General features: G+C 66.1%; 27 protein-coding genes and 3 pseudogenes. 15 read left to right on the forward strand and 15 right to left on the reverse strand.

Annotation, left to right across the window (positions count from 1 at the left end; genetic code table 11):
• Window positions 1-549: 549 nt before the first annotated feature.
• From pstS to pstA, 3 genes are all read left to right on the forward strand, one after another.
• Complete coding sequence (pstS, locus tag BLV97_RS17780) at window positions 550-1,641, forward strand: phosphate ABC transporter substrate-binding protein PstS (protein WP_035839931.1); 1,092 nt, start codon at window positions 550-552, stop codon at window positions 1,639-1,641.
• A gap of 112 nt (window positions 1,642-1,753) precedes the next feature.
• Window positions 1,754-2,713: a phosphate ABC transporter permease subunit PstC gene (gene pstC, locus BLV97_RS17785; RefSeq protein WP_035839932.1), complete on the forward strand. Its 960-nt coding sequence runs from the start codon at window positions 1,754-1,756 to the stop codon at window positions 2,711-2,713.
• Window positions 2,710-3,585, forward strand: coding sequence for a phosphate ABC transporter permease PstA (pstA, locus tag BLV97_RS17790; RefSeq protein WP_035839933.1), 876 nt, complete (start codon window positions 2,710-2,712; stop codon window positions 3,583-3,585). Before pstC ends, pstA begins: the two co-directional genes overlap by 4 nt.
• A 56-nt stretch (window positions 3,586-3,641) precedes the next feature.
• Here pstA and BLV97_RS17795 read toward each other — a convergent pair whose 3' ends face one another.
• The 8 genes and pseudogenes from BLV97_RS17795 to BLV97_RS17830 all read right to left on the reverse strand — a co-directional run bounded on the left by BLV97_RS17795 (window position 3,642) and on the right by BLV97_RS17830 (window position 10,018).
• Window positions 3,642-4,409 carry a FadR/GntR family transcriptional regulator gene (locus BLV97_RS17795; protein WP_035839934.1) on the reverse strand — a complete coding sequence of 256 codons (768 nt, stop codon included), beginning with the start codon at window positions 4,407-4,409 and terminating at the stop codon, window positions 3,642-3,644.
• Window positions 4,410-4,642: 233 nt separating this feature from the next.
• Window positions 4,643-4,928 (reverse strand): annotated as a pseudogene (locus BLV97_RS17800) (transposase); the annotation flags it as partial.
• Window positions 4,929-4,999: 71 nt separating this feature from the next.
• Window positions 5,000-5,851: a creatininase gene (locus BLV97_RS17805; RefSeq protein ID WP_210184811.1), complete on the reverse strand. Its 852-nt coding sequence runs from the start codon at window positions 5,849-5,851 to the stop codon at window positions 5,000-5,002.
• Window positions 5,852-5,855: 4 nt separating this feature from the next.
• Window positions 5,856-6,560 carry an SDR family NAD(P)-dependent oxidoreductase gene (locus BLV97_RS17810; protein WP_210184812.1) on the reverse strand — a complete coding sequence of 235 codons (705 nt, stop codon included), beginning with the start codon at window positions 6,558-6,560 and terminating at the stop codon, window positions 5,856-5,858.
• A complete protein-coding gene (locus BLV97_RS17815; protein WP_210184813.1) occupies window positions 6,557-7,315 on the reverse strand; it encodes an SDR family NAD(P)-dependent oxidoreductase in 759 nt (252 codons plus the stop codon). The genes BLV97_RS17810 and BLV97_RS17815 overlap by 4 nt, the downstream gene beginning before the upstream one ends.
• Window positions 7,312-8,097, reverse strand: a complete 786-nt coding sequence (locus BLV97_RS17820) for an ABC transporter ATP-binding protein (protein ID WP_035840951.1) — start codon at window positions 8,095-8,097, stop codon at window positions 7,312-7,314. Before BLV97_RS17820 ends, BLV97_RS17815 begins: the two co-directional genes overlap by 4 nt.
• Entirely contained in the window at window positions 8,097-8,909 is an 813-nt protein-coding gene (locus tag BLV97_RS17825) for an ABC transporter permease (protein WP_035840954.1), read from the reverse strand. Before BLV97_RS17825 ends, BLV97_RS17820 begins: the two co-directional genes overlap by 1 nt.
• Window positions 8,910-8,959: 50 nt before the next feature.
• Window positions 8,960-10,018 (reverse strand): ABC transporter substrate-binding protein, encoded by a 1,059-nt coding sequence (locus tag BLV97_RS17830; RefSeq protein WP_035840957.1) that lies wholly within the window; start codon window positions 10,016-10,018, stop codon window positions 8,960-8,962.
• Between the two features lie 124 nt (window positions 10,019-10,142).
• Here BLV97_RS17830 and BLV97_RS17835 point away from each other — a divergent pair, with 124 nt between their 5' ends.
• Window positions 10,143-10,826 (forward strand): TetR/AcrR family transcriptional regulator, encoded by a 684-nt coding sequence (locus tag BLV97_RS17835; RefSeq protein ID WP_051645971.1) that lies wholly within the window; start codon window positions 10,143-10,145, stop codon window positions 10,824-10,826.
• 274 nt (window positions 10,827-11,100) lie between these two features.
• Here the strand turns inward: BLV97_RS17835 and BLV97_RS17840 are convergent, their stop codons facing one another.
• The 5 genes from BLV97_RS17840 to BLV97_RS17860 all read right to left on the reverse strand — a co-directional run bounded on the left by BLV97_RS17840 (window position 11,101) and on the right by BLV97_RS17860 (window position 15,253).
• Window positions 11,101-11,499 carry an arsenate-mycothiol transferase ArsC gene (locus BLV97_RS17840; protein WP_081824987.1) on the reverse strand — a complete coding sequence of 133 codons (399 nt, stop codon included), beginning with the start codon at window positions 11,497-11,499 and terminating at the stop codon, window positions 11,101-11,103.
• A 65-nt stretch (window positions 11,500-11,564) separates the two neighbouring features.
• Window positions 11,565-12,044 carry a UPF0262 family protein gene (locus tag BLV97_RS17845; RefSeq protein ID WP_035840961.1) on the reverse strand — a complete coding sequence of 160 codons (480 nt, stop codon included), beginning with the start codon at window positions 12,042-12,044 and terminating at the stop codon, window positions 11,565-11,567.
• A gap of 4 nt (window positions 12,045-12,048) precedes the next feature.
• Window positions 12,049-13,353, reverse strand: a complete 1,305-nt coding sequence (gene hisD, locus BLV97_RS17850) for a histidinol dehydrogenase (RefSeq protein WP_035840963.1) — start codon at window positions 13,351-13,353, stop codon at window positions 12,049-12,051.
• A 77-nt stretch (window positions 13,354-13,430) separates the two neighbouring features.
• Entirely contained in the window at window positions 13,431-14,333 is a 903-nt protein-coding gene (locus tag BLV97_RS17855) for a DMT family transporter (protein ID WP_035840966.1), read from the reverse strand.
• A complete protein-coding gene (locus BLV97_RS17860) occupies window positions 14,330-15,253 on the reverse strand; it encodes a LysR family transcriptional regulator (protein WP_244521064.1) in 924 nt (307 codons plus the stop codon). Before BLV97_RS17860 ends, BLV97_RS17855 begins: the two co-directional genes overlap by 4 nt.
• Before the next feature lie 429 nt (window positions 15,254-15,682).
• On the opposite strand from BLV97_RS17860, the gene ffh reads away from it, so the two are divergent.
• From ffh to BLV97_RS17915, 11 genes and pseudogenes are all read left to right on the forward strand, one after another.
• Window positions 15,683-17,203, forward strand: a complete 1,521-nt coding sequence (ffh, locus tag BLV97_RS17865) for a signal recognition particle protein (RefSeq protein ID WP_035841003.1) — start codon at window positions 15,683-15,685, stop codon at window positions 17,201-17,203.
• Entirely contained in the window at window positions 17,200-17,847 is a 648-nt protein-coding gene (locus BLV97_RS17870) for a GNAT family N-acetyltransferase (RefSeq protein ID WP_244521065.1), read from the forward strand. The genes ffh and BLV97_RS17870 overlap by 4 nt, the downstream gene beginning before the upstream one ends.
• Window positions 17,847-18,380 carry a GNAT family N-acetyltransferase gene (locus tag BLV97_RS17875; RefSeq protein WP_035841006.1) on the forward strand — a complete coding sequence of 178 codons (534 nt, stop codon included), beginning with the start codon at window positions 17,847-17,849 and terminating at the stop codon, window positions 18,378-18,380. The genes BLV97_RS17870 and BLV97_RS17875 overlap by 1 nt, the downstream gene beginning before the upstream one ends.
• A 97-nt stretch (window positions 18,381-18,477) precedes the next feature.
• Window positions 18,478-18,774, forward strand: coding sequence for a chorismate mutase (locus BLV97_RS17880; protein WP_035841008.1), 297 nt, complete (start codon window positions 18,478-18,480; stop codon window positions 18,772-18,774).
• Window positions 18,775-18,817: 43 nt separating this feature from the next.
• The gene (gene rpsP / locus BLV97_RS17885; protein WP_035841010.1) at window positions 18,818-19,183 is read left to right on the forward strand and encodes a 30S ribosomal protein S16; all 366 of its coding nucleotides are present in this window, start codon (window positions 18,818-18,820) and stop codon (window positions 19,181-19,183) included.
• Window positions 19,184-19,229: 46 nt separating this feature from the next.
• Window positions 19,230-19,742, forward strand: a complete 513-nt coding sequence (rimM, locus tag BLV97_RS17890; RefSeq protein ID WP_035841012.1) for a ribosome maturation factor RimM — start codon at window positions 19,230-19,232, stop codon at window positions 19,740-19,742.
• Window positions 19,743-19,769: 27 nt separating this feature from the next.
• Window positions 19,770-20,615: a hypothetical protein gene (locus tag BLV97_RS17895; protein WP_051645974.1), complete on the forward strand. Its 846-nt coding sequence runs from the start codon at window positions 19,770-19,772 to the stop codon at window positions 20,613-20,615.
• Between the two features lie 67 nt (window positions 20,616-20,682).
• Entirely contained in the window at window positions 20,683-21,510 is an 828-nt protein-coding gene (gene trmD / locus BLV97_RS17900) for a tRNA (guanosine(37)-N1)-methyltransferase TrmD (protein ID WP_035841015.1), read from the forward strand.
• A 423-nt stretch (window positions 21,511-21,933) separates the two neighbouring features.
• Window positions 21,934-22,317: a 50S ribosomal protein L19 gene (gene rplS, locus BLV97_RS17905; RefSeq protein WP_035841017.1), complete on the forward strand. Its 384-nt coding sequence runs from the start codon at window positions 21,934-21,936 to the stop codon at window positions 22,315-22,317.
• 11 nt (window positions 22,318-22,328) lie between these two features.
• On the forward strand, window positions 22,329-22,550 hold the full coding sequence (gene rpmE / locus BLV97_RS17910) for a 50S ribosomal protein L31 (protein WP_035841021.1): 222 nt from the start codon (window positions 22,329-22,331) through the stop codon (window positions 22,548-22,550).
• Between the two features lie 445 nt (window positions 22,551-22,995).
• Window positions 22,996-24,381, forward strand: a pseudogene (locus tag BLV97_RS17915) (IS1182 family transposase).
• 139 nt (window positions 24,382-24,520) lie between these two features.
• Here BLV97_RS17915 and BLV97_RS17920 read toward each other — a convergent pair.
• Both BLV97_RS17920 and BLV97_RS17925 read right to left on the reverse strand, forming a co-directional pair.
• On the reverse strand, window positions 24,521-24,931 hold the full coding sequence (locus BLV97_RS17920; protein ID WP_081824989.1) for a contact-dependent growth inhibition system immunity protein: 411 nt from the start codon (window positions 24,929-24,931) through the stop codon (window positions 24,521-24,523).
• Window positions 24,928-25,265: pseudogene (locus tag BLV97_RS17925) on the reverse strand (IS5 family transposase); the annotation flags it as partial. The gene BLV97_RS17920 and the pseudogene BLV97_RS17925, both read right to left, overlap by 4 nt.

The raw sequence follows: 25,265 nt of genomic DNA on the forward strand, positions 1-25,265 counted from the left end.
TTGCCGCGTCGGTCTGTCGTTGCCCGGGATCGGATGCCGAGGCGCGGCTTTCTGTACGCTTCGTGGGAATTGCCGGCGCGCCAAGCGACATCCGTGGACGCAGATGCCGCTGCGCGTCCGGCAGTAGCAGCGCGGTGAAGCACGATCGCAAGCCGCGCGAGGACCTGAAGCGCGGCCTCACCCCGCCGCCCGGTGCGTCAGAGGCGCCGGGGCATCCCGGCCGCAGGGGATCGCTTGCGGCGGGCGGCGCAAGATGCGGGACGCGGGGGCCTGCCCGTCGGCCAGGCGTGCGCCCGCGCCCGTGCCGACGATGAACAGAGAACGAAGACGCGCAGGGAGCGGGGGCTTGGCTTGGCCGGACCGCCCTTGTTTCACGCGCGATCACGCTGCGATCTGCGTCTTGTGCATCGGGCGTGAAGGCCCTTGTCACCCCACTGTCACGCGCCGGGCCCTAGCCTTTCGCAGTCCGCGACGGGGGCGAGTTCGCGCACCTCCGTCCGGCGGGCAAATCGTGATTACCGATGCGGGCATTATGCCAAGGAGGACGACGTGACATCGACCGAGGGAAACAGCCAGATCATCGCCACTGCGACGAAGGGCACAATGCTGGCCGCCGCCATCGCGCTGGGCGGACTGGTCGCCGGGCCGGCGCTGGCCAAGCAGACCGATATCCTCGAGACGGGCTCCAGCCTGCTCTATCCGCTTTTCAATCTCTGGGTGCCGGCCTATGCCAAGCATCACCCGGAGCTGAAGATCACCACCCAAAGCACCGGCTCGGGCACCGGGATTTCCGAGTCGATCTCGGGGATCGCGCAGATCGGGGCTTCGGACGCCTATCTCAGCAACGCGCAGATGAAGCAGCATCCCGGCATGCTGAACATCCCGCTGGCGATCTCGTCGCAGATGGTGAACTACAACCTGCCGGGGCTGAACCACGACCATATCAACCTGAGCGGTCCGGTGCTGGCGGGGATCTACGACGGCAAGATCACCAAGTGGGATGACCCCAAGATTGCCAAGCTGAACCCGGGCGTCAAGCTGCCCGACCACGCCATCGTGCCGGTGCACCGCACCGACGGCAGCGGCGATACCTTCATCTTCACCCAGTATCTGTCGTTCAGCACGCCGGCGTGGAAGGACAAGGTAGCCTATGGCACCACGGTAAGCTGGCCCGCCGTGCAGGGAGGCATCGGCGCCGAGGGCAACCCCGGCATGGTGAACGCCGTGAAGAACACGCCCTATTCGGTCGCCTATATCGGCATCAGCTACAAGCAGGCCACCGACGCGGCCAAGCTGGGAGAGGCCAAGCTGGGCAACCGCAGCGGTCATTTCGTGCTGCCCGATCCCATGACCGTTCAGGCCGCCGTCAAGGCCACCGCCTCGAAGACGCCGACGGATGAACGCATCAGCCTGATCTTCGCCCCCGGCAAGAATTCCTACCCGATCATCAACTACGAATATGCGATCGTGAAGGCGCGCCAGCCCTCGGCGCAGGATGCCGCGGCGCTGAAGCGGTTCTTCGACTGGGCGCTCAGCCCCTCGGGCGGGAACGCGCCGCATTTCATGAAGGCCGTGGGTTTCGTGCCGCTGCCCAAGGCGATCACCCGCCTCAGCCGGGCCCAGGTGAAGAAGATCAGCTGATCGGCTCGCGGGCCAAGGCGTGATCGCCGAACCACAGATCGGCGCGGGCCCACAAGCCCGTGCCGATCTTGCCGTTTCCGCAGCCCCCGAACCGAACGCCCCGAGGAGACAGATGTTCAGACGCAGCCTTGCCCTGGTCGCCGGCGCGCTTCCCGCCAGCCTGGTCGGCATCATCGGCTTTCTCGTGATCTACGCCTGGCCGGCGATCCGCTTCAACGGCTGGGGCTTTGCGTTGCGCGACAAATGGAACCTGGGCAATCTTTATTCGGACCCGGTCACCGTGCATGGCGTATCGGTCCTGCCCGGCGCGCAATACGGGATCCTGTTCCTGATCGCCGGCACGTTCCTGTCCTCGGCCATCGCGCTGATCGTTGCCATTCCGCTGGGGGTGGGCGCGGCGATCTTCCTGTCCGAGGCGCTTGGCGGCGCGTTGCGCGACGCGCTGTCGCTGTTCGTCGAGATGCTGGCGGCAATCCCCAGCGTCGTCTTCGGGCTGTGGGGCTATGTCGTGCTGATCCCGTTCCTGGGCCACCACCTGTTTCCCCTGCTGGCATGGCTGCTGGGCCCGATCCCGATCTTCGCCGGGCCGGTCGGCAGCGGCTATGGTCTGTTCAGTGCCGGGCTGGTGCTGGCGATGATGATCGTGCCGCTGATCGCCTCGACGCTGCGCGACGCCATGGTCAGCCAGCCGCAGCAACTGCGCGAGGCCGGCGCCGGCATCGGCGCCACCCGCTTCGAGACCGTCTGGCGCATCCTGCTGCCCAACACCCGCAAGGTGCTGATCGGCGCCTCGATCCTGGCGCTGGGCCGCGCGATGGGAGAGACCATGGCGGTGCTGATGGTCAGCGGCAACGCGCTGAACTACCTGCCGCGCAACATCTATGCGCCGATCTCGACCATGGCCTCGTTCATCGTCTCGCAACTGGACAGTGCGTTGCAGGACCCGACCGCCCTGGCCGTGCGCTCGCTGGCCGAGATCGCGTTGATTTTGGCGATCTCGTCAGTGGCTGTGAATGCGCTGGCGCGGCTGATGATGCGGGTCTGGGCCGGGCAGCAGGGCGCGCGCCCATGACCCGCGCCGGGGCGGCGACGGGCATCACGCGGGCCCGGCCAATGCTGCTTTCGCGCCGGGCATTTTCCTGGCTGGGCTGGGCAGGCGCCGCGGCGGCCTTCGGAGTTCTGGCCGGGTCGATCGTGTGGATCCTGGGCTTCGTTCTTGTGCGGGGCATGTCGTCGTTGTCATTGTCGTTGTTCACCACCGTGACACAGGGCAGTGGCGGCGGGTTGCTGAACGCGATCGAGGGCACGGCGGTGCTGGCGGTGGGCACGCTGATCCTGGCGGTGCCGGTGGGTCTGTCTGCCGGGATCTACTGCGCCGAATTCCGCCACAGGCGCTGGGCGCAGATCATCCGCTTCCTGTCGGATGTGCTGGTCGGCGTGCCGTCGATCGTGGTGGGCTATGTGGGCTACGTCACCTTGGTCGAGGGGCTGGGCTGGCATTTTTCGGTCGCCGCCGGGTCGATCGCGCTGGCGGTGTTCTGCCTGCCCTATATCTGCCGCACGACCGAGATGGCCCTGCGCCAGGTGCCCGATGAACTGCGCGAGGCCGCCTATGCCCTGGGCGCGGGAGAGCGGCGCGTGATCTTGCGCATCATCCTGCCCGCGGCGGGCCCCGCGGTGCTGACCGGGATCCTGCTGGCGCTGGCGATCTCGGTCGGCGAGACGGCGCCCCTGCTGTATACGGCGGGTTGGTCGAACTACATGTGGGACGGACGCCTGACCCATTCGCCGATCGGCTATCTGACCTATGCGATCTGGACCTTCATCAACGAACCCTTCGCGGCCGCCAATGCCCTGGCCTATGCCGCGGCGCTTCTGGTCACGCTCTTCGTGCTGATCGTCAGCATCATCGCCCGCCTGCTGCTGCGCCGGTCGCAGTTCTAGGCGAGGGCGGGCGCCCCGGGCTAGCGCTGGGCCTAGCGTTGGATCAGGGGCTGCGCCTAACGCTCGGCCTCATGTTCCAGGCGCTGGCGTGCGACGGCTTCGTTGGCGGCGGCGCGGCGTTCGGCGCGCAGCGCGCCCTCGATATGATCGAGATGCGCGGCCACCGCGGCCCGCGCGCCATCCGGATCGCGCGCCTGAAGCGCCGTGTTGATCGCCCGGTGCTGATCGAGCAGCGTTTCACGGTGGGTGCGCTGTCGGAACATGATCTGACGATTGTAGAACACGCCTTCGCGCAGCAATTCGTACATCGAGCGCATCATGTGCAGCATCACCACGTTGTGGCTGGCCTCGATGATCGCCATGTGGAATTGCGCGTCCAGTTCGGCCTCGTCGGTCGGATTGCGCTTGGTATGGGCGGTTTCCATCTTGGCGAAGATCGTGCCGATCACCCGCAGGTCGGTGTCGGATCCCAGCTTTGCCGCGCGCTCGGCCGCCAGGCCTTCCATGTCGCGCCGGAAGGCGATGTAGTCGAAGACCGCCTCGTCATGGCTGGCGAATAGCTGCACCAGTGCCGGCGAGAACGCCGACCCCAGAACCTCGGCCACATAGACACCGGCGCCGGCGCGGCTGATCAGCAGGCCGCGGCGTTGCAGATCGGCCAGCGCCTCGCGCAGGCTGGGGCGCGAGACGCCCAGCTTCTCGGCCAGGTCGCGCTCGGACGGCAGGCGTTCGCCCGGGCGCAGGATGCCGCGCAGGATCAAAAGCTCGATTTGGCGGACGACCGATTGCGACAGCTTCTCGGGCTGGACTTTGGTGAAGGGCATGAATTCCTCCCGGACTGGTAACTTCATATGACCGAGGAGAGAGGCAAACAAGGATGCACCATGAGGCAGGCAGCAAAAGGCCGGGCACGGGGCTGACGCATTCCGTATGGTGGGACCTGCCTTTTTGGGGTCAGGACCTGTTCTCGTTTCATAGCCAGAACATCACGGTTGCGGCGAGGGCTACGGCTGAGAGGAAGACCTTTCGGCATCTGTCGTAGTGCGTGGCAAGCCTTCGCCAGTCCTTCGAAGATCCTGGCGAACATCCCCATGTCGCTCCAGCGCTTCCAGCGGTTGTAGAGCGTCTTCGGTGGGCCATTTTCCTTGGGCGCATCACACGACCGCAAGCCATTGCGATTGATGAAGATTATTCCGCTCCACACGCGCCGGTCATCGACCCTCGGCTTGCCAGGGCTCTTTGGAAAGAAAGGCTGCAGCCGCACCATCTGGTTTGGCGCGAAAACAATCCCCCAGCCTGTTTTCTTATCCGCCGCACTCGGTCAGCCAGAAAAGATTGCTCATCATGCCCCCATCGGTACAGGAGCCTGAATCACAAAAGCACCGAGTTCACAGCCGATCAATGGGTCCTGGCCCTAGAGAACCTTGACGGACGTGACCGGCGTTGTTGATGGCGTTGATGCCCCCTCCGGATGGCATCGCACGGCCATCTCGCCAAATTCGCGCTCGATCATCTCGACGATACCAGCCGCGCAGTCCGCCAGCAGCCACTCGCCCTTTTCGGCCGAGGACCCCTGGGTCAGCGACAGAACGCCCGAGGACGGCACCTCCTCGGCGGGCCTGGGGTAGCGGTCGTACGGCAGGAAGCAGGCGGGGCCGTCGTGGATGGCGCGGCTCAGGTCCACCAGGTCTGGCCGCAACGCCATCATCATCGAGGTTTCCAGCACCGACGCATGCTCCAGCTCGATCCCTGGATAGCCGTCGGGGAAGATCCGGTCGAGCGTTTCGGGACGCACCATCTCCCAATGATCGACGCGCAGGATCACCAGTTCCCCGGCGCGATCGCGGCCGATCGCGTCCAGCGCCAGCTCGATGCCTTCGATCGTGGGCGCGATGTTTTCATAATGGCCATTCACGGTGACGATCTTGCGCACCTTCTGGCGATAGAGTTCGCAGATCACATCCCGCACCACCAACGAGAACGTATGCGCGGTCAGGTTCAGCGTACCGGGAAACCCGCGGCCGCCGCCCGTCTTGGGTTGCGAACGGTTGCCATAGGCGACCGCCGGCAGCACCAGCCCGCCGGTCCGCGCCGCGGCACGGGCCGAAATCGCGGTCGGTACCGCCACGTCGACGTTCAGCGCCATGTGGCGGCCATGCTGTTCGGTGGCGCCCAATGGCAGGAAGACCGGCGCCCCGGCGGCGATGCGGGCTTCGGCCTCGGGCCAGGTGAGTTCCGCGTAAAAGACCGTCTCTTTCATCTGCATTCCATCAGTTCATGGCAGCGCCACCATTGGCGCCAAGGCATTGGCCGGTGAAGAAGCTTGCCCCCGGGCCGGCCAGGAAGACCACCGCCGCCGCTACCTCCTCGGGGCGGCCGATCCGGCCCATCGGATTGGCGGTTTCCTCGGCTTTCTGGGCCTCGGTCAGATGCTCGAAGGCCAGCAGCGGTGTATCGGTGGGGCCAGGCGCCACCGCGTTGACCAGGATGTCGGGGGCCAGTTCGCGCGCCCAGGACCTCGTGGCGCCCAGCATCGCCGCCTTTGTCGCGGCATAGACCGAGGCCCCGGCGCGCCCCAGGTAGGCAAGTTCGGAGACGATGTTGATGATCCGCCCGCCGCGGGGCAGATGCGGCAGCACCTCGCGCGTGACCAGCATCGCGCCGCGCACATTGACCGCGAACATCCGGTCGATATGGGCGCCGGTCAGCCCCGCCAGCGGCTGTTCTTCCAAGATCCCCGCGTTGTTGACCACGATATCGTAGCCGCCAAGGCGTCTGGCGCCCCGGGCCACGGCCGCGACCACCTGGGCCTCGTCGCCAAGATCGCAGGCGAGGATCTCGAACGGCCCCTCGCTGCTCGCCAGGTCGATCCCCAGAACCTCGGCGCCCGCGTCCTGCAAGGCGCGCGCCGAAGCCAGGCCGATGCCGCGGGCTGCGCCGGTCACCAAGGCGCGCTTTCCGTTCAGGGGGCTCACCACGGCACCTCTCCGCGATCGACGCCCAGGGACTGGCCGGTGATGTTGGCCGCCAGGTCGGACGCCAGGAACAGATAGGTCGCGGCCATGTCGACGGGCGCCATCAGCCCGGGCAGGGCCTGACCCGCGACGATCTCGTCCAGCAGCGTTTCTTCCGCCACCCCCGCCTCTTGCGCCATCCGCCCCAGCGAGCGCAGCGACGCCAGCGTGCGCACCCAACCCGGGCAGACCGCGTTCACGCGGATGCCGCGCGGGCCCAACTCGCGCGCCCATGTCTTGGTCAGGCCGATGATCGCGTGCTTGGATGCCACATAGGCACCAAACCGCGGCTCGGCCACCCGGCCCCAGATCGACGCGGTATTGAGGATCACGGCACCCGCCTGCATCTTCGCCAGCGCCGCCGAGGTGACCTGCGCGGTCCCGACCACGTTGATTTCGACGATCCGGCGGAACGCGTCGGTGCCCGCGTCGCTGTCGTCCCCGACCGGGGTCATCAGCTCCAACCCGGCGTTGTTCACCAGCACATCGATGCGGGGCAAGGAGGCAAGAGCCCGCCGGACCTGGGCCTTCACCGAGATATCCGCGCACGCCCAGGTCGCGCCCAGTTCTTGCGCGGCGGTCTCGACATCGGCGTCGTCGGCAATCAGATGCAGCCGCGCGTCGGCCTCGGCAAAGCCCTTCGCGATGCCCAGGCCGATACCGCGGCTTGCCCCGGTCACGACCACGGTGCGGCCGGAATAATCAAGCGAAATCAATGCTGCCCCTCCTCTCGCATCAGGCGCATGATCTTGCGTTCGGTCTCGGCGAAGCCGTCGAGCTCAAGCAGCTGCTCCTTGTTGCGGATGCGCTTTGCGGGTTTGAAATCGGGAATGATCTCTTCGCGCAGGCGGCCCGGATGGCTGGACAGGAACTCGATCTTGTCGGCCAGGAAGATCGCCTCCTCGATGTCATGGGTGACCACGATCACCGTGGTGGCAGAGGCCTCGGCCACCTCGATCATCAATTCCTGCATCTGCCAGCGGGTCTCGGCGTCGAGGGCGCCGAAGGGTTCGTCCATCAGCAGCACTTCCGGGGCATTGGCCAGGCTGCGGGCGATCGCCACGCGCTGGCGCATCCCCCCCGACAGGCGCGAGGGATAGCTGTCGATGAATTTCGACAGCCCGACGAGGCCGATGAAATGTTCTGCCCGTTCGCGCCGCTCGCGGGCGGGCACGCCGTTGATCCGCATCCCGAATTCGACATTCTTGCGCACCGATAGCCAATCGAAGGAGGTATAGGCCTGGAACACCATGCCACGGTCCTGCCCGGGGCCGTCGATCTCCTGGCCCTTCAGGCGGATCGTGCCGCTGGTCAGCGTCTCGAGCCCGGCGATCATCCGCAGGATGGTGGACTTGCCGCTGCCCGAAGGCCCCAGCAGGGCGCAGATCGAACCCTTCTCGACGGTAAAGGAGACATCGCTGACCGCGGTCAGCGTCCGGCCGCCGGCAAGCGCGAAGGTCTTCGAGATCCGGTCAACCTGCATCAAGGGCGCGGCCATCAGCGGGATTCCTGCAGATAGGGGAAAAGCCGGCGGTGCAGCAGCGCGAAAAGCCGGTCGAAGACAAGGCCGAGCACGCCTATCACGATGATTCCGGCCATGATCTGGTCGGTATGCAGGAAGCGCCGCGCGCGCATCATCATCGCGCCGATCCCGGTGGTCGAGGCGACGATTTCCGCGATCACCAGATAGGTCCAGACCACCGCCAGCATCTGCCGCATGGCGACCAGGATATTGGGCAGCACCGCCGGCAGCATGACCTGAAAGACGGTGATCCAGCGCCCGGCGCCCAGGGTCATCGCGGTCTCGATCAGCTCCTTGCGGACATCCTTCGTATGGTCGGCGATCAGGGTGATCAGGAAGAAGATGACGCCCAGGAACAGAAGCGCGATCTTGGGTTCCTCGCCGGTGCCGAACCACATCAGGAGGATCGGGATGAACGATGGCGCAGGTAGGTAGCGCCAGGCCGAGACGAACGGCGCCAGCACCGCGTCGATCGCCGGAAAGGCGCCCATCGCCACGCCCGCGGGCACTGCGACCACGCAGGCCAGCGCGAAGGCGAACAGAACCCGGGCCACCGAGATCAGCACGTCATTGGCAAAGCCCTGATCGGCGAACAGGACGTAGATCGAGCGGAAGACCTTCTCGGGCGATGGCACGAGGATCGGGTTCACCCAGCCCATGGAGGTCGCCAGAATCCAACCGCCGAAGAATACCACCCAGATCCCGATCGACGAGACCAGGGCCTGCAGCGGAGAGACCGGCACCCGCACCTGTAGCAGGCGGCGACGGTTCGGTTGCGAGCGCGACATTGATGCCTCCAGTCCCAGGCCCCGCGCCCGAAGGCACGGGGCCGGTCGGTTCAGTTCGCGGCGAAGGATTGCCGATAGCCCGCCTTCACCAGATCACCCATCAGACTGCAATCGACACCCTTGGCGGGGTCGATCTTCTTCTTCATCAGGCCCAGTTTGATCCACCATTCGTTGGTCAGCGCGATCGACTTGGTGATCCCGCCGTTGGTCAGCCCCAGGGGCGGGGTGCCGTCGAGCACGCCGCAGAAGCGCGCGGCCTCGTCGAAGTCGAAGACATAGATCCCGCCCTTCAGCGACTTGCCGTTGGTGCCGATCACCGATTCCACGTCGGCCTCCGGCCATTTCAGGAATTTGGCGATCAGCGCATTGGTTTCCTTGACATGCGCATGCCAATAGCCGCGCCCCTCCCATTCGGCCTTCAGCACGGCCAGGGCGGCGGGGCGGTCCTTGGCGATGAAGTCCTTGTTCATGTACAGCGCGTCCATGAAGATCCCGGTCTTCAGCATCTCGGGATCGGTCGTGTCGACCACCGAATGGGTGCCGGGGGCGGCCTTTTCCACCTTCGAGATCCAGGGTTCATACATGTAGGCCGCAGCCAGATCGCCCGAAAGCATCGGGCCCACGGCCTCGTCGGCATTGAGGTTCACCCAGGTCACATCCTTGGGCTTGATCCCCTCATGGTCCAGCCAGAGTCCCATCAGAAGCTGGCCGATATAGGCCTGCGGCGCGGCCACCTTCTTGCCCTTCAGATCCGAGACCTTCATCCCCTTGGCCAGCACGACGTGATCGACCCCGTAGGACGGGTTCAGATCGGTGACGAGAACCTCGTTCAGACCCGCGTCCACCGCGACGGGCGTATAATCCGCCGTGCATCCCAGCACGTCGATCTGCCCCGCCGCCAGTGCCGCATGTGCGGCCAGAGGGTCCTCGAAATCGGTGATCTGCAGGTCATAGCCGGGGATCAGCTTCTTCTGGCTTGCCACTTCCAGCATCGAATAGCCGGGCCAGGCCACGCAGATCCCGATCTTGACCTGCTGAGCGGCGAAGGCGGCGCCAGCGGGCAGGGCCATGGTCGCGGCGAAGACTGCGGCGAGTGTGAGCTTGTGCATTGGGAATCTCCTGGCGATGTCGGTCACGAAAACGATACGCGACAAAAACCTTTAGTCCACAAAAATTTTTAGATGACTAAAAAATGCGGTTGCATTCCCCCCTGCGCCGCTGGAAAGTGGCCGCATGACGGACAAACCCAGGACAGGCCTGCGCGAGCGGCAGAAGGAAGACCGCCGCGCCCGTATCATCGCCGCGGCGCGACAGCTTTTCCTCAAGGCGGGCCCCGAGAACATCACCATCGAGGCCATCGCCGAGATCGCCGGCGTCTCCAGCGTGACGGTCCACAACTATTATGGCACCAAATCCGGCGTGCTGCTGGCCCTAGTGGCGGAAAGCGACCGTGAACTTCTCTATACGATGCGGCACGATCTGCTCGGCAAATCGAGGGATCCGGGCGATCTGCTGATGCACTTCCTGTCGATCGTCTGCACCCATGCGCTGAAGCATCTGGACAAGGTGATCTGGCGTCAGGTGATCGCCGCCTCGGTCAACGGGCAGGATCCGCGTTTCGGCAAACTCTACCACGATCTCGACCGCCGCCTGGTTGGGGTCCTTGTCGAAGAGATCCGGCGGCTTCAGGCCTCGGGCCTTTGGCCTGCCGAAAGCGACGCGACACAGCTTGGTTGGGCGCTGTTCAATATCCAGAACGCCCGGTTCATCGAGTTCATCTCGTCCGATCACATCGATCAGGCAACAGCCTTGCGTCACCTGCGCAACGACATTCGGGCGCTCATGCTGGAAAAACCGCCCTTGCCCACCGGTGACGTGCCCACGGGGGGCGTCCTTCCCGACCGGTGTCATCCCTGAGGCGGCGGGTGCGCCCCACCGCCTGCCCTCATCGCCTGCGCCCCCATCGTCTAGCCCCCATGGCGTCCCGGCGGCCCCGCAAGCAGACCTTCGCGCGGCTTGCGCCGCGCATGTCGTAAAGCCCCGTGATCTGCTGTTCGCTGCGCTTCGATCGCACCGTCGTCCGGCCCTTTCCCTGCGCCGGGCTCTGACATCGGATCGGGATCCGACCGGGGCCGGGCCGTCCGCGACCGGCGTTGGCGGCGCTCGCAGGCGCAGCCCCGCGCCCTGCCTGTTACCGAGGCTCTGTCGGCGGACCGAAACGGGCGATCATGCGTGCCCTTATCTGGTCGCGGCTCTGACGATAGGCGGCAAGCTTCGCCTCGCGGCTTTCACCCAGACCGGTCGGATCCAGGATCGGCCAGTATTCCACGTCCAGGTGGTAATAGCGCGTCAGTTCCAGCGCCATGCGCTGGCTTGCCGGTGAAAGTGCCACGATCAGGTCGAACCCCGACAGATCGTCGCCCCATTCGCGCATCTCCTCGAAACTGCGGGCGCGGTGGCGCGACAGTTCGACCCCGATCTCCTGACAGACCGCGATCGAGAAACCGTCGATCTCCATATCGTTGCGCACACCCGCCGACTGGGCATAGGCGCGCTGGCCGTAGAACTTCTTCATCAGCCCCTCGGCCATGGGCGAACGCACCGCGTTGTGATCGCAACAAAACAGAACCGACGTAGGGAAACCGTCGCCCACCCTCACCCCCAGTGCAGCACGCAGATCAGGGTGAACAGGCGCCGCGCGGTGTCGATATCGACCTCTGCCTTGTCCTCCAGACGCTCCTGCAGCACCCGGGCGCCTTCGTTGTGGATGCCGCGCCGGGCCATGTCGATCGCCTCGATCTGGCTGGGCGGCAGGCGTTTCACGGCGTCGAAATAGCTTTCGCAGATCTGAAAGTAATCCTTCACCACCTGCCGGAACGGGCCCAGCGACAGATGCACCTCGCCCACCCTGACGCTATCCTCGGTGGCGACGTCCAGCACCAGCCGCCGGTCGCGGATCGCCAGCGTCAGGTGATAAGGCCCCTCCGGCACCGGCTTGCCGTCGCGCGGCGGCAGGGCGAAGGAATTGTCCTCGAGCAGGTCGAAGATCGCCACCCGGCGCTCCTGCTCGATCTCGGGCGTGGGGGCGGAAAGGCCGGCCTCGTCTATGTCTATGCGGCTGATGCGATTGACCATCGGCTCACCTCTCGTTCAGCCGGTCAAGACGGGCGCGCACGCTTAGCCCATGGGCCTGAAGGCTTTCCGAGACCGCCAGCGTCTGGGCCGCGGGACCGATCGCGCGCAGGGCCTCGGGCGTCATCTTCGCAAGCGTCGTGCGCTTGAGGAAATCCATCACCGACAGCCCCGACGAGAACCGCGCCGAGCGCGCCGTGGGCAGCACATGGTTCGGGCCGCCGACGTAATCGCCGATCGCCTCTGGCGTCCACTGGCCCAGGAAGATCGCGCCGGCATGAGTGATCTTTTCGGCCAGCGCTTCGGGGTCGGCCACGCACAGTTCCAGATGCTCGGGCGCCACCCGGTTCGACAGCGTCGCCGCCTCGTTCAGATCGCGCACCACGATCACCGCGCCGAAATCGCGCCAGCTGGCCGCGGCGATCTTTCGGCGTTCCAGCGTCTCCAGCCGCGCCGCGACGGCCGCGGCGACGCGCTGGCCGAACCCCGCGTCGTCGGTGATCAGGATCGACTGCGCGCTTTCGTCATGCTCGGCCTGGCTGAGCAGGTCAAGCGCCACCCAGTCGGGGTCATTGTCGGCATCGGCAATCACCAGGATCTCGGACGGCCCCGCGATCATGTCGATGCCGACCCGCCCGAACACCCGCCGCTTCGCCGCCGCGACGAAGGCGTTGCCGGGGCCGGTAATCTTGTCCACGGGGGCGATCGTCGCGGTGCCATAGGCCATCGCCGCGATCGCCTGCGCGCCGCCGATGCGATAGATCGTCTTCACCCCGGCCATCCGCGCCGCCAGCAGCACCAGCGGGTTGGCCTTGCCATCCGGGGTGGGCGCGCAGATCACCAGCCGTTCGACCCCCGCCACCTGTGCCGGGATCGCGTTCATCAGCACCGAGGAGGGATAGCTTGCCAGCCCCCCCGGCACATAAAGCCCCGCCGCCGAAACCGGCGTCCAGCGCCAGCCCAGGCTTGCGCCCTCGGGGTCGGTCCAGCGTTGATCCTGGGGCATCTGGCGGACATGATAGGCGCGGATGCGCTCGGCCGCCTGCTCTAGCGCGCGACGCTCGTGCTCGGGCACCTTGGCGCATTCGGCGTCGATTTCCTCGGGGGTGAAGACCAGGGTTTCGGGCGTCAGTTCAAGCCGGTCGAACCTTGCCGTCAGCTCGATCACCGCCGCGTCGCCGCGGGCGCGCACATCGGCGATGATCCCGGCGACGATATCGTCCACATCGGGCGTGTCCTCGCGCTTGGCAGCCAGAAGATCACGGAACGCGGCCTCGAAACCGGCGTCGAGAGTATCGAGAAACATGGGCATCGGCAAACCTCCTAGCTTCCGCTCCCATAGCCCGCGCGCCCTCGCGCCTCAAGCGGCATGAGGCGCGGCCGGCGGGGTCATGCGCGTTCGTGGGCGTCCGGCTTCAGCAAGATCAGCAGCGCCACGGCGGTCAACACCACCCCCAGCGCCACCTTGGGCGGCGGCGCCCCCTTACCCAGTGCGATCTGCCACAGGATCACCCAGCTGGGGGTCAGGTAGGTATAGGCCATGACCTTCGACGACGGCAGGTTCAGCGTCGCGACCTGCAGCAGCACGAAAGTGACGGCGCTGGCCGCGATCGAGACATAGAGCAGCGTCACCCAGACGATCGCCGGCAAGCTGGTCCAGGGCGTCGCGCGGATGTCACCCCAGCCCCAAAGCGACAGGATGGCCAGGCCCGCCACCATCATCCCGAAGGTGAAGACAATGGGCGGCTCGCCCCGGTTCAGCTTGCGCACCATGGGGGTATAGCAGGCATGCGCGACGCAGCCCCAGAAATAGATCACCTCGCCCCGGCCCACGTGAAAGGCCATCAGCGCGCCCGGATCGGCGCGGAAGATCACCCACAGCGCCCCGAGCGCGCCGATCAGCAGCGCCAGCGCGATGCGCGGTGTCATCACCTGACGCAACAGAAGCCAGCCGAAGCCCGCCGACATCACCGGTGTCAGGGTGAAGACCGCCGCGGCCGCGACCGGCGGCGCGGTCTTCAGCCCCTCGAACATCAGCACGAAATAGGCCGAGAACAGCCCGCCAAGCACCAGATAGCGCCAGGGCGCGCGCAGCGCCGTGCGCGGCAGCCCCGTGCGCATCGCCATCACCGCGCCGATCAGTGCCCCCGCCAGCGCGAAACGCGCGGCCGTCAGCGCGGCCGGAGAGATCTGGTTCGCCGCCAGTGCCCCCAGGCTGAACGACCCGGCGACCAGGATCGAGAACACCAGCATCGCCAGATGGCCGCGCCCCGGCGCGCCAAGCCGCCTCATACGCCGTCCGGGCAGGCCTTCGCGACCTCTTTCAGCGCGTTCAGAAAGGCCTGCACCTTGCTGGTCCGATGCAGATCGACATGGGTGACAAGCCACAACTCCGACCGCCATTCCGGTCGCGTCGGGAAGATCTCGACCAGGCGCGGGTCGGATTGGCTGGATTGCACCGGAAGGAAGCCCAGGCCCAGCCCCCGGGCCACCGCGCTTTGCCAGGCCTCATAGCCGTTGGTGCGCATCACGAAGCATTCCTCGGGCACCTTGTCGGTCAGCCAGCGCAGGAAGGGCGCGCGCGCGTCGCGGTTTTCCGACGCGACGAAGCGATGGTGGATCAGGTCGTCCTCGGTCTGCGGGCGGCCGTGCCGGGCGATATAGGCGTCGCTGCCGTAGAGCGCGTAGCCGTGATGGCCCAGCGACTGCACGACGTTGTCGGGCTCGGTGGGGCGGGAGCCGGCACGCACGGCGACATGGGCCTCGCCGTATTCCAGGCGGAAAACACGGTTGTCGGTCAGGTAGCGCAGCCGCAGGCCGGGGTATTTTTCCAAGAGCCGCCCCATGGCGGGCAGGACCAGTCCCGACAGCCCGGGCAGCGAGGTGACGATCAATTCGCCCGTCACCTCATCGCCCGCGCCGGTGATGCGGGCAGCAAGCTGGGCGAACTGATCCTCTGTCGCCTGCCCCACCGACAGCAGCTGGTTGCCGGCCTCGGTCGGGGTGTAGCCGCGCGGGTGGCGCTGGAACAGCTTGGTGCCCAGCTTCGCCTCGAGCGCGTCGACATGGCGGATCACGGTGGCATGGTGAACGCCCAGCACCTCGGCCGCGCCCGATACGGTGCCGACCCGCGCGACCTGAAAAGCGGTGCGGATTTCATCCCAATTCTCGAAAGGCATATGTGCATCCATGAACAGGTTTGGCTCGATCATGCCAATGCCGAGGGCAAAGGCAAGCCCCGGTGGGGTGTCTGTTGGTCCATCGTCTCGCGGGACGACGCGACAGGGCGCGCCGGGATCTCGGCGGCGGGGGCGCTGCCCCCTGCACCCCCGGCGTATTTGTCGAACAATGAAAGCCAAGAGGCAGCTTTGCGTTCTATCTGGTGGAGGTATCCCGCGGCGGCGCCATTGGGGTGCCGCCGGGGCCGAGGCCCGCACCCCGATCGCGCGTCGGGCTTGCTTGACTTGGCGGCCGCGGGCGCGTAAATGCGCGATGTACTCCGGAAGTCGCCAAGCTTCCGGTCCTCTGTTATTGGAGGATCGCCATCCGTCAGCGCGTTGCGCCCACGGGTGCGATTGGCGTTTGGGCCGCGCCGCACCTACATGGGGCGCATAGGATCAACAGGTCGAAGGAGACCGGGCATGTTCGAGAACCTTTCAGAACGCCTTGGTGGCGTCTTCGATCGTCTGACCAAGCAGGGCGCGCTGTCCGAGGATGACGTTCGCGCCGCCCTGCGCGAGGTCCGCGTGGCGCTGCTGGAGGCCGATGTTTCGCTGCCCGTCGCCCGGGATTTCGTCAAGAAGGTCGAAAAGCAGGCCACCGGTCAGGCGGTGACGAGATCGGTGACGCCCGGCCAGCAGGTCGTGAAGATCGTCCATGATGCACTGATCGAGGTTCTGCGCGGCGAGGGCGACCCCGGCAGCCTGAAAATCGACAATGCACCCGCGCCGATCCTGATGGTGGGCCTGCAGGGTTCGGGCAAGACGACGACCACCGCGAAGCTTGCGAAGCGGCTGAAGGACAAGCAGGGCAAACGGGTGCTGATGGCGTCGCTCGACACCAACCGCCCGGCGGCGATGGAGCAGCTGGCAATCCTGGGCCAGCAGATCGGTGTCGATACCCTGCCGATCGTGAAGGGCGAGAACGCCGTGCAGATCGCGCGTCGCGCCAAGCAGCAGGCGACCTTCGGCGGCTATGATGTCTACATGCTGGACACTGCAGGCCGGCTGCATATCGACGAAGTGCTGATGGACGAGGTCCAGGCCGTCCGCGACGTCGCCACCCCGCGCGAGACTCTACTGGTCGTCGACGGTCTGACCGGTCAGGACGCGGTGAACGTGGCGACCGAATTCGACGGCAAGGTCGGCATCACCGGCGTCGTGCTGACCCGGATGGACGGCGACGGCCGTGGCGGTGCCGCGCTTTCCATGCGCGCGGTCACCGGCAAGCCGATCCGCTTCGTCGGCCTGGGCGAGAAGATGGATGCGCTCGAGACCTTCGAGCCCGAGCGCGTTGCTGGCCGCATCCTTGGCATGGGCGATATCGTCGCGCTGGTAGAGAAGGCGCAGGAAACGCTTGAGGCCGAGCAGATGGAGCGCGCGATGAAGCGCTTCAAGAAGGGGCTGTTCAACATGAACGACCTGCGCGGCCAGCTGGACCAGATGCTCAAGATGGGCGGCATGCAGTCGATCATGGGGATGATGCCGGGCATGGGCAAGTATTCCAAGGCGGCGGCCGATGCCGGCCTCGACGACAAGATGCTGCGCCGCCAGATCGCGCTGATCGGTTCGATGACCAAACAAGAGCGCGCCCACCCCGAAATGTTGCAAGCCAGCCGCAAGCGCCGGATCGCCGCGGGCGCCGGGCTTGAGGTGGCGGAACTGAACCAGCTTCTGAAGATGCACCGCAAGATGGCGGATGCAATGAAGATGATGGGCAAGAAGGGGATGCTGAAACAGGCGATGAAGGGCATGATGGGCAAGGGCGGCGGCATGCCCGACATGGCGGGCATGGACCCGTCGAAGATGGACCCTGAAGAGCTGAAGGCCGCCGCCAAGGCGTTGCAGGGGCAGGCCGGCGGCTTGCCCGGCCTTGGCGGTCGCGGCCTGCCCGGCGGGCTTTCGGGCCTGGGCGGTCTGGGCGGGTTTGGCAAGAAGAAATGACCCGCGGCTCGCGCATACCGCCCCAGCGGGCCAGATCCCGCGCGGCACGGTTCACCGAGGCCCCGAACCCCGAGGGTCCGGGCGGCCCCTTCGCCGGCATGGCCACCTACGAGACCTCGGGTGGCCCAGGCTTCGCCGCGCCGGTGATCGAGACCGACCGGCTGATCCTGCGCGGCCCCGAAGGCGGGGATTTCGCCGAGTTCGCGGCCTTCTATGGCTCTGAGCGCAGCATCATGAACGGCGGGCCGCTGGATTATCCCCAGGCCTGGCGCGCCTTTGCCACCGCGATCGGGCATTGGACCCTGCGCGGCTATGGCATGTGGAGCCTGGTCGAGCGCAGCAGCGGCGCGCTGGTGGGACGGGTTGGCCTGTGGTATCCTGGCGGCTGGCCCGAACCGGAACTGGGCTGGACCCTCTATGAAGGGTTCGAAGGCCGCGGCCTGGCCCAAGAGGCCGCGTTGGCCGCCCGCGCCTATGCCTATGATATGCTGGGCCTGGGTCCGCTGATATCTGTGATCTCGCCTAGCAATCTGCGTTCGATCGCGCTCGCCAAGCGGCTTGGCGCCAGCTACGAGCGCGACTGGACCACACCCTCGGGCGCGCCGGTCTGGATCTACCGTCATCCCGACCCGGAGGCCGCGTGATGTGCGATCCGGTCCTTTCCATCCCTGTGCTGGAAACCGAGCGGCTGATCCTGCGCGGCCCAGCAAGCCGCGATTTCGATACGCTGGCCGCCTTCTTCGCCGACGAGAAGCGCGCCTGGGGCTTTGGCGGCGCGCAAAGCCGCGAGGCAACATGGCGCTGGATGGCCTCGGTCCTGGGCCATTGGGCACTGCGCGGCTACGGCTTCTGGATGATCGCTGACAAGGGCACGGATGCGGCGCTGGGCCTTACCGGCATCTGGAACCCCGAGGGCTGGCCCGAACCCGAAATCGGCTGGGTCGCCTTTGCGGGCACCGAAGGCCGCGGGATCGCCCATGAGGCCGCCCTGGCCGCCCGGCGCCACGCCTATCAGGTGATGGGCCTGGGCGCGCTGACCTCGAACATCCTGCCAGGCAACAGCCGCTCGATCGCGCTGGCCGAACGCATGGGCGCGCATTTCGAGCGCAGCTATGAGAACAGCCGGCATGGCCAGATGCTGGTCTACCGCCATCCGGGACCGGAGGCGGCCGCATGATCGTCGCGCCAACCCTTTCCACCGTCCGTCGCCATGCGTCACCGCCCGGCGCCGCGCGCCGCGACATCGTCATCCGCCACGACCTGAGGAGCCCCGCATGAAGGACGACGCCACCCGCGCCCAGGCGCTCTTGAAGGAACACCGCGAGTCGATCGACCGGCTTGACGCGATCTTGGTGTTCACGCTGGCAGAGCGCTTCAAGCACACCCAATCCGTGGGCCGGCTGAAGGCCGAACACGACCTGCCCCCGTCGGACCCGGCACGCGAGGAACGCCAGATCGAGCGGCTTGAGCGGCTGGCGCAGGAGGCCGACCTAGACCCCGACTTCGCCAAGAAATTCCTGAACTTCATCATCTCCGAAGTCATCAGGCATCACGAGAAACTGCAGAAATGACGGGCACCCGCCCGGCACCAGGCCATCAATAGGAGAACAGATAATGGCTATGAAGATCCGTCTTGCCCGTGGGGGCTCTAAGAAACGTCCGTTCTACGCGATCGTCGCAACCGATTCGCGCATGCCGCGTGACGGGCGCTTCCTCGAGAAGCTGGGCACCTACAACCCGCTGATGCCCAAGGACAGCGAAGAGCGCGTCAAGATGAACATGGAGCGCGTCCAGTACTGGCTGAGCCAGGGCGCCCAGCCGACCGACCGCGTCGCCCGCTTCCTGGAAACCGCCGGCCAGCGCGACAAGACCGAGCGCAAGAACCTCAAGAAGGCCGTCCCGGGCAAGAAGGCCACCGAGCGCGCCGCCGCCAAGGCCGAGAAAGCCGCCGCGCCGGCCGAAGAAACCGCCGGCGAATAATCCTGTCGGGGCGCGCACGCGCCCCGTCCCCTGAACGGAGCTTTCCATGACCGCACCGGACCGCGTCTGCGTCGGCGCCATCGCCGGATCCTTCGGGGTCCGGGGCGAGGTGCGGCTGAAAAGCTTCTGCGCCGAACCCGAGGCGATCGCCGACTATGCCCCCCTGTTCACCGAGGACGGGGGGCGCAGCTTCGACATCACCCTGACCGGCGCGGTCAAGGGCGGCTTCGCGGCGCGGCTGTCGGGCGTGACCAGCAAGGAGGCGGCCGATGCCCTGCGCGGCACCAGCCTGTTTGCCGACCGTGCCCGCCTGCCCAGCCTGCCCGACGATGAATTCTATCACGCCGATCTCATCGGCCTGGCCGTGGTGGATACCGGCGGGGTCGAGATCGGCCGCGTGCGCGCCGTGCTCAACCACGGCGCGGGCGATCTGCTGGAGGTGCTCGGCCCGGGTCTCAAGGCCCCGGTGCTGCTGCCCTTCACCCGCGCGGTGGTACCGACAGTCGATCTGGCCGGGGGGCGGCTGATCACCGACCCACCCGAAGGCTTGATCGAATGAGCGCCCGCAGCCTCGGGGCCGGGACCGATGGCTGAGGTGGACGCCCCGGTTCGCGTGATCGTCCATGCCGGCTTTCACAAGACCGGGACGACCAGCTTGCAGGTCTACCTGGAAAACAACCGCGCCGCTCTGGCGCCCTATCTGGCCTATTACGGCAAGTCCGAAATGCCGGATCTCGACGAGGCCGCCCGTCTCTATGGGCTGCGACCCTTTCCCTGGCGGCTGGCGGCCTTCCGCTCGGCCTTGCGCGTCTTTCTGACGGGTTTGCCCCCGGCGCCGGTGATCGCTCTGTCGCGCGAACGCTTCTGCGGGGCGATGCCGGGCCTGCGCGGCTGGCACGGCCGGCGCCGCATGTCCTATGCGCCGACCGCGATCGCCCTGGCCCGGGTGCTTACCGAAGAGATTGCCCGCCGGTTCGGCCCCGGAACGCGGGTCGAATTCCTTTATACCCTGCGCGCGCGCGAGCCCTGGCTGCACAGTCTTTATGGCCACCTCCTGCGGGTGACCCGGCTGCGCGACGATTTCGATCGTTTCCGCCGCCGCTTTCCCGCCCGCTTCTCTCTGGAGACGGAGGCCGCCTTGATCGCCGGGGCCCTCGCGCCGGTGCCGGTGCATACGGCACCGCTGGAGGCCTTGGCCGAAGCCCGCGCGGGACCGGCCCAGGCGCTTTTCGACCTGCTCGACCTGCCCGCCGAGGTAACCGCGGCCCTGCCCCCGGCGCGGCGCTGGAACAGGGGGCATCCGGCCAAGACCGAGGCCCGTTTTCTGCATCTGAACCGTGCCGGCGGCGGGGCGCGGACGCGGCGCGCGATCAAGGAAGATCTTGGGCGACGCCAGCGGGCGCGGCCAGAGAAACCCGGGCCGGAACGCTGAAGCCGCCTTCGCCCGCGCTTCGCAAAATCCGGTTCCCCCCACATCCTATCCGCCGTAGAACATCGCCATGAGCCTGCCTCCGACCAAATCCCATGGACGCCTGTCGATCTCGGCCTCGCCGCGGCCCCGGGAACTGATCGAGGACCGGCCGCGCCTGCAAGGTGCCTGGCGTGCCCGCGTCATCACGCTTTTCCCCGAGGCATTCCCCGGCACGCTGGGCCTTAGCCTGACCGGCAAGGCGCTGGAGGCGGGCCTGTGGGCGCTGGAAACGATCGACCTGCGCCCCTTCGGGCTGGGCCGGCACCGCAATGTCGACGACACGCCGGCAGGCGGCGGCGCGGGCATGGTACTGCGCGCCGATGTCGTGGGCGCGGCGCTGCAGCAGGCGGCGATCGGGACGCCTGTGCCCCGCGCCGACTGGCCGGTGGTCTACCTGTCACCGCGCGGCGCCCCCTTCACCCAGTCCACGGCCCGCCGCTGGGCCGCGGGCCAGGGGCTGACGCTGCTGTGCGGCCGTTTCGAGGGGGTCGACCAGCGGGTGCTGGATCATTTCGCGGTGGAAGAGGTTTCGCTGGGCGATTTCGTCCTGACCGGTGGCGAGATCGCGGCCCAGGCGATGATCGACGCCACCGTGCGGCTGCGCCCGGGTGTGCTGGGCAATGAGGCCTCGACCGAGGAGGAAAGCCATTCGAGCGGTTTGCTGGAACATCCTCAATACACCCGCCCCGCGGAATGGGAAGGCCGCAAGATCCCCGAAGTGCTGATGTCGGGCCACCACGGCAGGATCGCCGAATGGCGCCGCCGGCAGTCCGAGGCGCTTACCGCCGAGCGCCGCCCGGACCTGTGGGCGCGCTACGGCGCCAAGGCGGGCAAGCCCGCGGACGAGGCGGATTAGAGGGCCGCAGGCGGGGGCTCTGCCCCCTGCGCCCCCGGCGTATTTTGGGAACAATGAAAGGCGGGCGTGTTTTTTTGCTCTGCTTCCGGGCGGGGAATTCGACATGGGGCTGCCGGTGTTGCGCCGTCCCGGCGGGCGGCGCCATTTGCCCCGCCCCGGCCGCCACGAGGCGCTTGATTCTCGGACGCGTTCCCCGTATCAGACGCGGGTCCGGGCCGGAATCGGCTTCGGACCCGTGCGGTATTGCCTGCGGGGGCCTTCTTCGGCCCAAGTGACGCAGCCCCGGGCGGGCCAACAGAAGACGACCTGAACCTCTGGCGGGCGCCCCTTCCCCGGAAGGCCGCGAACCCGGAAGAAGACCGAGAGCTCTGAGGCGGCATCAATCCGCGGACGAAACCGCGATGTGACGAAAGGACAAGGGCGATGAACCTGATCGCTGAACTCGAAGCCGAGCAGATCGCGGCGCTCGGCAAGACCATTCCGGATTTCAAGGCCGGCGACACCGTGCGCGTCGGCTACAAGGTGACCGAAGGCACCCGGAGCCGCGTGCAGGCCTATGAAGGCGTGTGCATCAGCCGCAAGGGCGGCGACACGCTGGCGGCGTCGTTCACCGTACGCAAGATCTCGTTCGGTGAGGGCGTTGAGCGCGTGTTTCCGCTGCATTCGACGAATATCGACTCGATCGAGGTGGTCCGTCGGGGCCGCGTCCGCCGCGCCAAGCTGTACTACTTGCGCGCGCGCAGGGGCAAATCGGCCCGGATCGCCGAAGATTCGACCTACAAGCCCAAAGCCGGCGCCGAAGCCTGAGGAGCGCGATCATGAAAAACGAAATTCATCCCGACTACCACATGATCGAGGTCAAGCTGACCGACGGCTCGACCTATCAGGTGCGCTCGACCTGGGGCGCCGAGGGCGACACCCTGGCGCTGGATATCGACCCTTCGGTTCATCCCGCCTGGACCGGCGGCAACGCCAAGCTGATGGATACCGGCGGGCGTGTGTCGAAGTTCAAGAACAAATACGCGGGTCTGGGCTTCTAGGCACCGACATCGCTGGAAGATCGGGGGCGTGCCGCAGGGTGACGCATTCCGTGTGGTGGGCCCAAGTAGATCAGCTGGCCTCATGGCCGGCTGATCTCATTCGTCCTGGGGAATCGCTCCAACTTCTTCCTGATCACCTTCTTCCAACTCGCCCGGGGCAGGTTCGCTGCGAACCTTGACCGGCTTCGGAGGCGGCGCCTGCTATACGTTCGGGTTGGCATCGACAAGATTGTAGAAGCTGGAGCAAGCCCCCTACCGGATGCGTTTCAGAGAACGGCAATCTGCGCTGTGGAACTGGCCTCTCAAAGCAATCGGGTGTTCGCTGAAATCCGCGAGAGCTTTGTCCTGTCGGACGGCAGCTATGCGGATATTCCGTTGAAAAACTCCCGCTTGATTACTGGGCGTGGCGCTGATTCAATTCCGAAATCGGGCGGGAGGATTGGCGATGATGGGGCCGAAGCAGGAGGCTCAGCCAGCGCTGTTCTACGAGTTCTCGCTGAAGGATCATGTTCCGCAAGACCACCTGCTTCGATCCATCGACCGGTTCGTCGACCTGAGCCGCATCCGTGCCCATCTTGTGGATTTCTACAGCCACACGGGCCGTCCGTCTGTCGATCCCGAACTGCTGATCCGCATGCTTCTGGTCGGCTATTGATCCGGCATCCGGTCCGAGCGGCGGCTCTGCGAAGAGGTGCATCTGAACTTGGCGTATCGCTGGTTTTGCCGCCTCGATCTTGCTGACCGGGTGCCGGATCACTCCACCTTTTCGAAGAACCGCCATGGCCGGTTTCGTCACAGCGAGCTGCTACGCCACCTGTTCGAGACAACAGTTGCACGCTGCATTCAGGACGGGCTCGTGAGTGGCCAGAGAATGGCGGTTGATGCCAGCCTGATCGAAGCGGACGCGAACAAGCAGAACTCGACGCCGAAGGAAGACTGGGACGCCTCGCAAATCGATCCGACGGATGCGCCCCGCGCCGTTCGCGAGTATCTCGAGACGCTGGACGAGGCCGACTTCGGTGCCGCCAGCGAGGTCCAGCCCAAGTTCACCTCGCATTCCGACCCCGCAAGTCAGTGGACCGCAGCGCGCAAGGGTCCGGCATTCTTCGGTTATTCAGACAACTACCTGATCGACACGGATCATGGTGTGATCGTCGATGTCGAGGCGACGCGGTCGATCCGGCAGGCGGAGGTCGGCTCGACACGTACCATGCTGGAGCGCGTGAAGGCCAAGTTCGATTTGCATCCCGAACGCCTGATCGCGGAGACCGCCTATGGCACCGGGCCGATGCTGGGCTGGCTGGTCGACCGCAAGATCGCGCCGCACATCCCGGTCTTCGACAAGTCGGGCCGCAACGATGGCACCTGGACCCGGGCTGACTTCGAGTGGGACGCGGAGAACAATCAATACATCTGCCCGGAGGGCCAGACGCTGAAGCAGTTCCGCCGGAACTACTCCGACTCGAACCGAGGGCCGACCGGCGAGGGCGTCGCCAAATACCGCGGCCTGAAGAACATCTGCCAGGCCTGCCCTTCGAAGGCGCGCTGCTTCCCGAACATGGACTTCCGGTCCATCACCCGCGAGGAACATGAAGACGCCGGGCAGGTCGCCCGCGACATCGCTAAGACCGACCAGTACGTGATCTCGATGAAGCTGCGGAAGAAGGTCGAGATGCTCTTCGCACACCTCAAGCGCGTCCTGGGCCTCGGTCGCCTCCGACTACGTGGCCCGTGCGGCGCAAACGACGAATTTCTCCTCGCCGCAACCGCCCAGAACCTCAGGAAGCTGGCGAAGATCTTTCCCGCACCGCAGCAACCGCGAAAAGCCTGATAGGAAAGGCAGCCGCGCATCACCAAAGCTTCCAATTTCCGCAATCGCGAACGGGTGTTTTTCCACAGAATCCGGACAAAGCGAGCTTTCGCTGCGGCTGCTCCAAGGTCTGCTTTAGCTGGCGTCTCTCTTTCAGAACCTACGCTGAACGGCTTATATCCAATGCGTCCAGAATGGCCTTGCCAAGTGCTTCATCCGACACCTCTTCCGCCAAAACCGTATCTTCATGGTCGCGAATGCCCTCCCAATGGCCACGCCCGCGATAGCGCCATGGAATTAGATTGATTTCTCCTTCTTGCAAATCCAGCGAAACGTGGCCAGCACCGTTGAACAAGGCCTTCAGCGTCTTGACGCCAGCGCGCGCCTTGTCTGCCTCTTCCCACGCCTTGAATTCTTCCTTTGTCGGAAAACGGATGACTTCATCCCACTCTGGATGGTCTGGCGCGATGAACCGGCTGGCCAATAGCGCGGCCCGCGCGTGGCCACCGATTTCGAGCGCTGTTAGGTCTGGCGATAGATACTCATGGTATCCCCTCGGGTCAGGCTTCATAGCCAATAGATGACGATAGCCGCGAGGGCGATGGCAGAGAGGAATACCTTGGGACGCGGTCGTAACGGGTGGCAACGCGCCTCCAGTCGTTGAGGCTGCCGAACATGATCTCGGTGCGGTTTCGCCGTTTGTACCGGCGCTTGTCGTCTTTGACCGGGATCTTGCGTTGCTTCCGGCCGGGGATGCAAGCGCGTATCCCTTTGTCCTGCAACGCTTCCCGGAACCAATCGGCGTCATAGCCACGATCCCCGAGCAGCCATGTGACGTTTGGCAGCCTGCTGAGCAGCGCCCGCGCGCCGATATAATCGCTCACCTGTCCGGCGGTGACGAACAG

Source organism: Allgaiera indica (assembly GCF_900106675.1).
GTDB lineage: Bacteria > Pseudomonadota > Alphaproteobacteria > Rhodobacterales > Rhodobacteraceae > Acidimangrovimonas > Acidimangrovimonas indica.

Coding starts and splice junctions, on each gene's coding strand:
- BLV97_RS17860 (WP_244521064.1), bottom strand. CDS start 15,253: ATGATCGAGCCAAACCTGTTCATGGATGCACATATGCCTTTCGAGAAT.
- BLV97_RS17845 (WP_035840961.1), bottom strand. CDS start 12,044: ATGGTCAATCGCATCAGCCGCATAGACATAGACGAGGCCGGCCTTTCC.
- pstA (WP_035839933.1), top strand. CDS start 2,710: ATGACCCGCGCCGGGGCGGCGACGGGCATCACGCGGGCCCGGCCAATG.
- BLV97_RS17835 (WP_051645971.1), top strand. CDS start 10,143: ATGACGGACAAACCCAGGACAGGCCTGCGCGAGCGGCAGAAGGAAGAC.
- rpsP (WP_035841010.1), top strand. CDS start 18,818: ATGGCTATGAAGATCCGTCTTGCCCGTGGGGGCTCTAAGAAACGTCCG.
- rplS (WP_035841017.1), top strand. CDS start 21,934: ATGAACCTGATCGCTGAACTCGAAGCCGAGCAGATCGCGGCGCTCGGC.
- BLV97_RS17920 (WP_081824989.1), bottom strand. CDS start 24,931: ATGAAGCCTGACCCGAGGGGATACCATGAGTATCTATCGCCAGACCTA.
- BLV97_RS17880 (WP_035841008.1), top strand. CDS start 18,478: ATGAAGGACGACGCCACCCGCGCCCAGGCGCTCTTGAAGGAACACCGC.
- BLV97_RS17875 (WP_035841006.1), top strand. CDS start 17,847: ATGTGCGATCCGGTCCTTTCCATCCCTGTGCTGGAAACCGAGCGGCTG.
- BLV97_RS17870 (WP_244521065.1), top strand. CDS start 17,200: ATGACCCGCGGCTCGCGCATACCGCCCCAGCGGGCCAGATCCCGCGCG.
- rimM (WP_035841012.1), top strand. CDS start 19,230: ATGACCGCACCGGACCGCGTCTGCGTCGGCGCCATCGCCGGATCCTTC.
- BLV97_RS17855 (WP_035840966.1), bottom strand. CDS start 14,333: ATGAGGCGGCTTGGCGCGCCGGGGCGCGGCCATCTGGCGATGCTGGTG.
- BLV97_RS17830 (WP_035840957.1), bottom strand. CDS start 10,018: ATGCACAAGCTCACACTCGCCGCAGTCTTCGCCGCGACCATGGCCCTG.
- pstC (WP_035839932.1), top strand. CDS start 1,754: ATGTTCAGACGCAGCCTTGCCCTGGTCGCCGGCGCGCTTCCCGCCAGC.
- BLV97_RS17825 (WP_035840954.1), bottom strand. CDS start 8,909: ATGTCGCGCTCGCAACCGAACCGTCGCCGCCTGCTACAGGTGCGGGTG.
- BLV97_RS17795 (WP_035839934.1), bottom strand. CDS start 4,409: ATGCCCTTCACCAAAGTCCAGCCCGAGAAGCTGTCGCAATCGGTCGTC.
- BLV97_RS17895 (WP_051645974.1), top strand. CDS start 19,770: ATGGCTGAGGTGGACGCCCCGGTTCGCGTGATCGTCCATGCCGGCTTT.
- hisD (WP_035840963.1), bottom strand. CDS start 13,353: ATGCCCATGTTTCTCGATACTCTCGACGCCGGTTTCGAGGCCGCGTTC.
- trmD (WP_035841015.1), top strand. CDS start 20,683: ATGAGCCTGCCTCCGACCAAATCCCATGGACGCCTGTCGATCTCGGCC.
- rpmE (WP_035841021.1), top strand. CDS start 22,329: ATGAAAAACGAAATTCATCCCGACTACCACATGATCGAGGTCAAGCTG.
- ffh (WP_035841003.1), top strand. CDS start 15,683: ATGTTCGAGAACCTTTCAGAACGCCTTGGTGGCGTCTTCGATCGTCTG.
- BLV97_RS17840 (WP_081824987.1), bottom strand. CDS start 11,499: ATGGCCGAGGGGCTGATGAAGAAGTTCTACGGCCAGCGCGCCTATGCC.
- BLV97_RS17820 (WP_035840951.1), bottom strand. CDS start 8,097: ATGGCCGCGCCCTTGATGCAGGTTGACCGGATCTCGAAGACCTTCGCG.
- BLV97_RS17805 (WP_210184811.1), bottom strand. CDS start 5,851: ATGCAGATGAAAGAGACGGTCTTTTACGCGGAACTCACCTGGCCCGAG.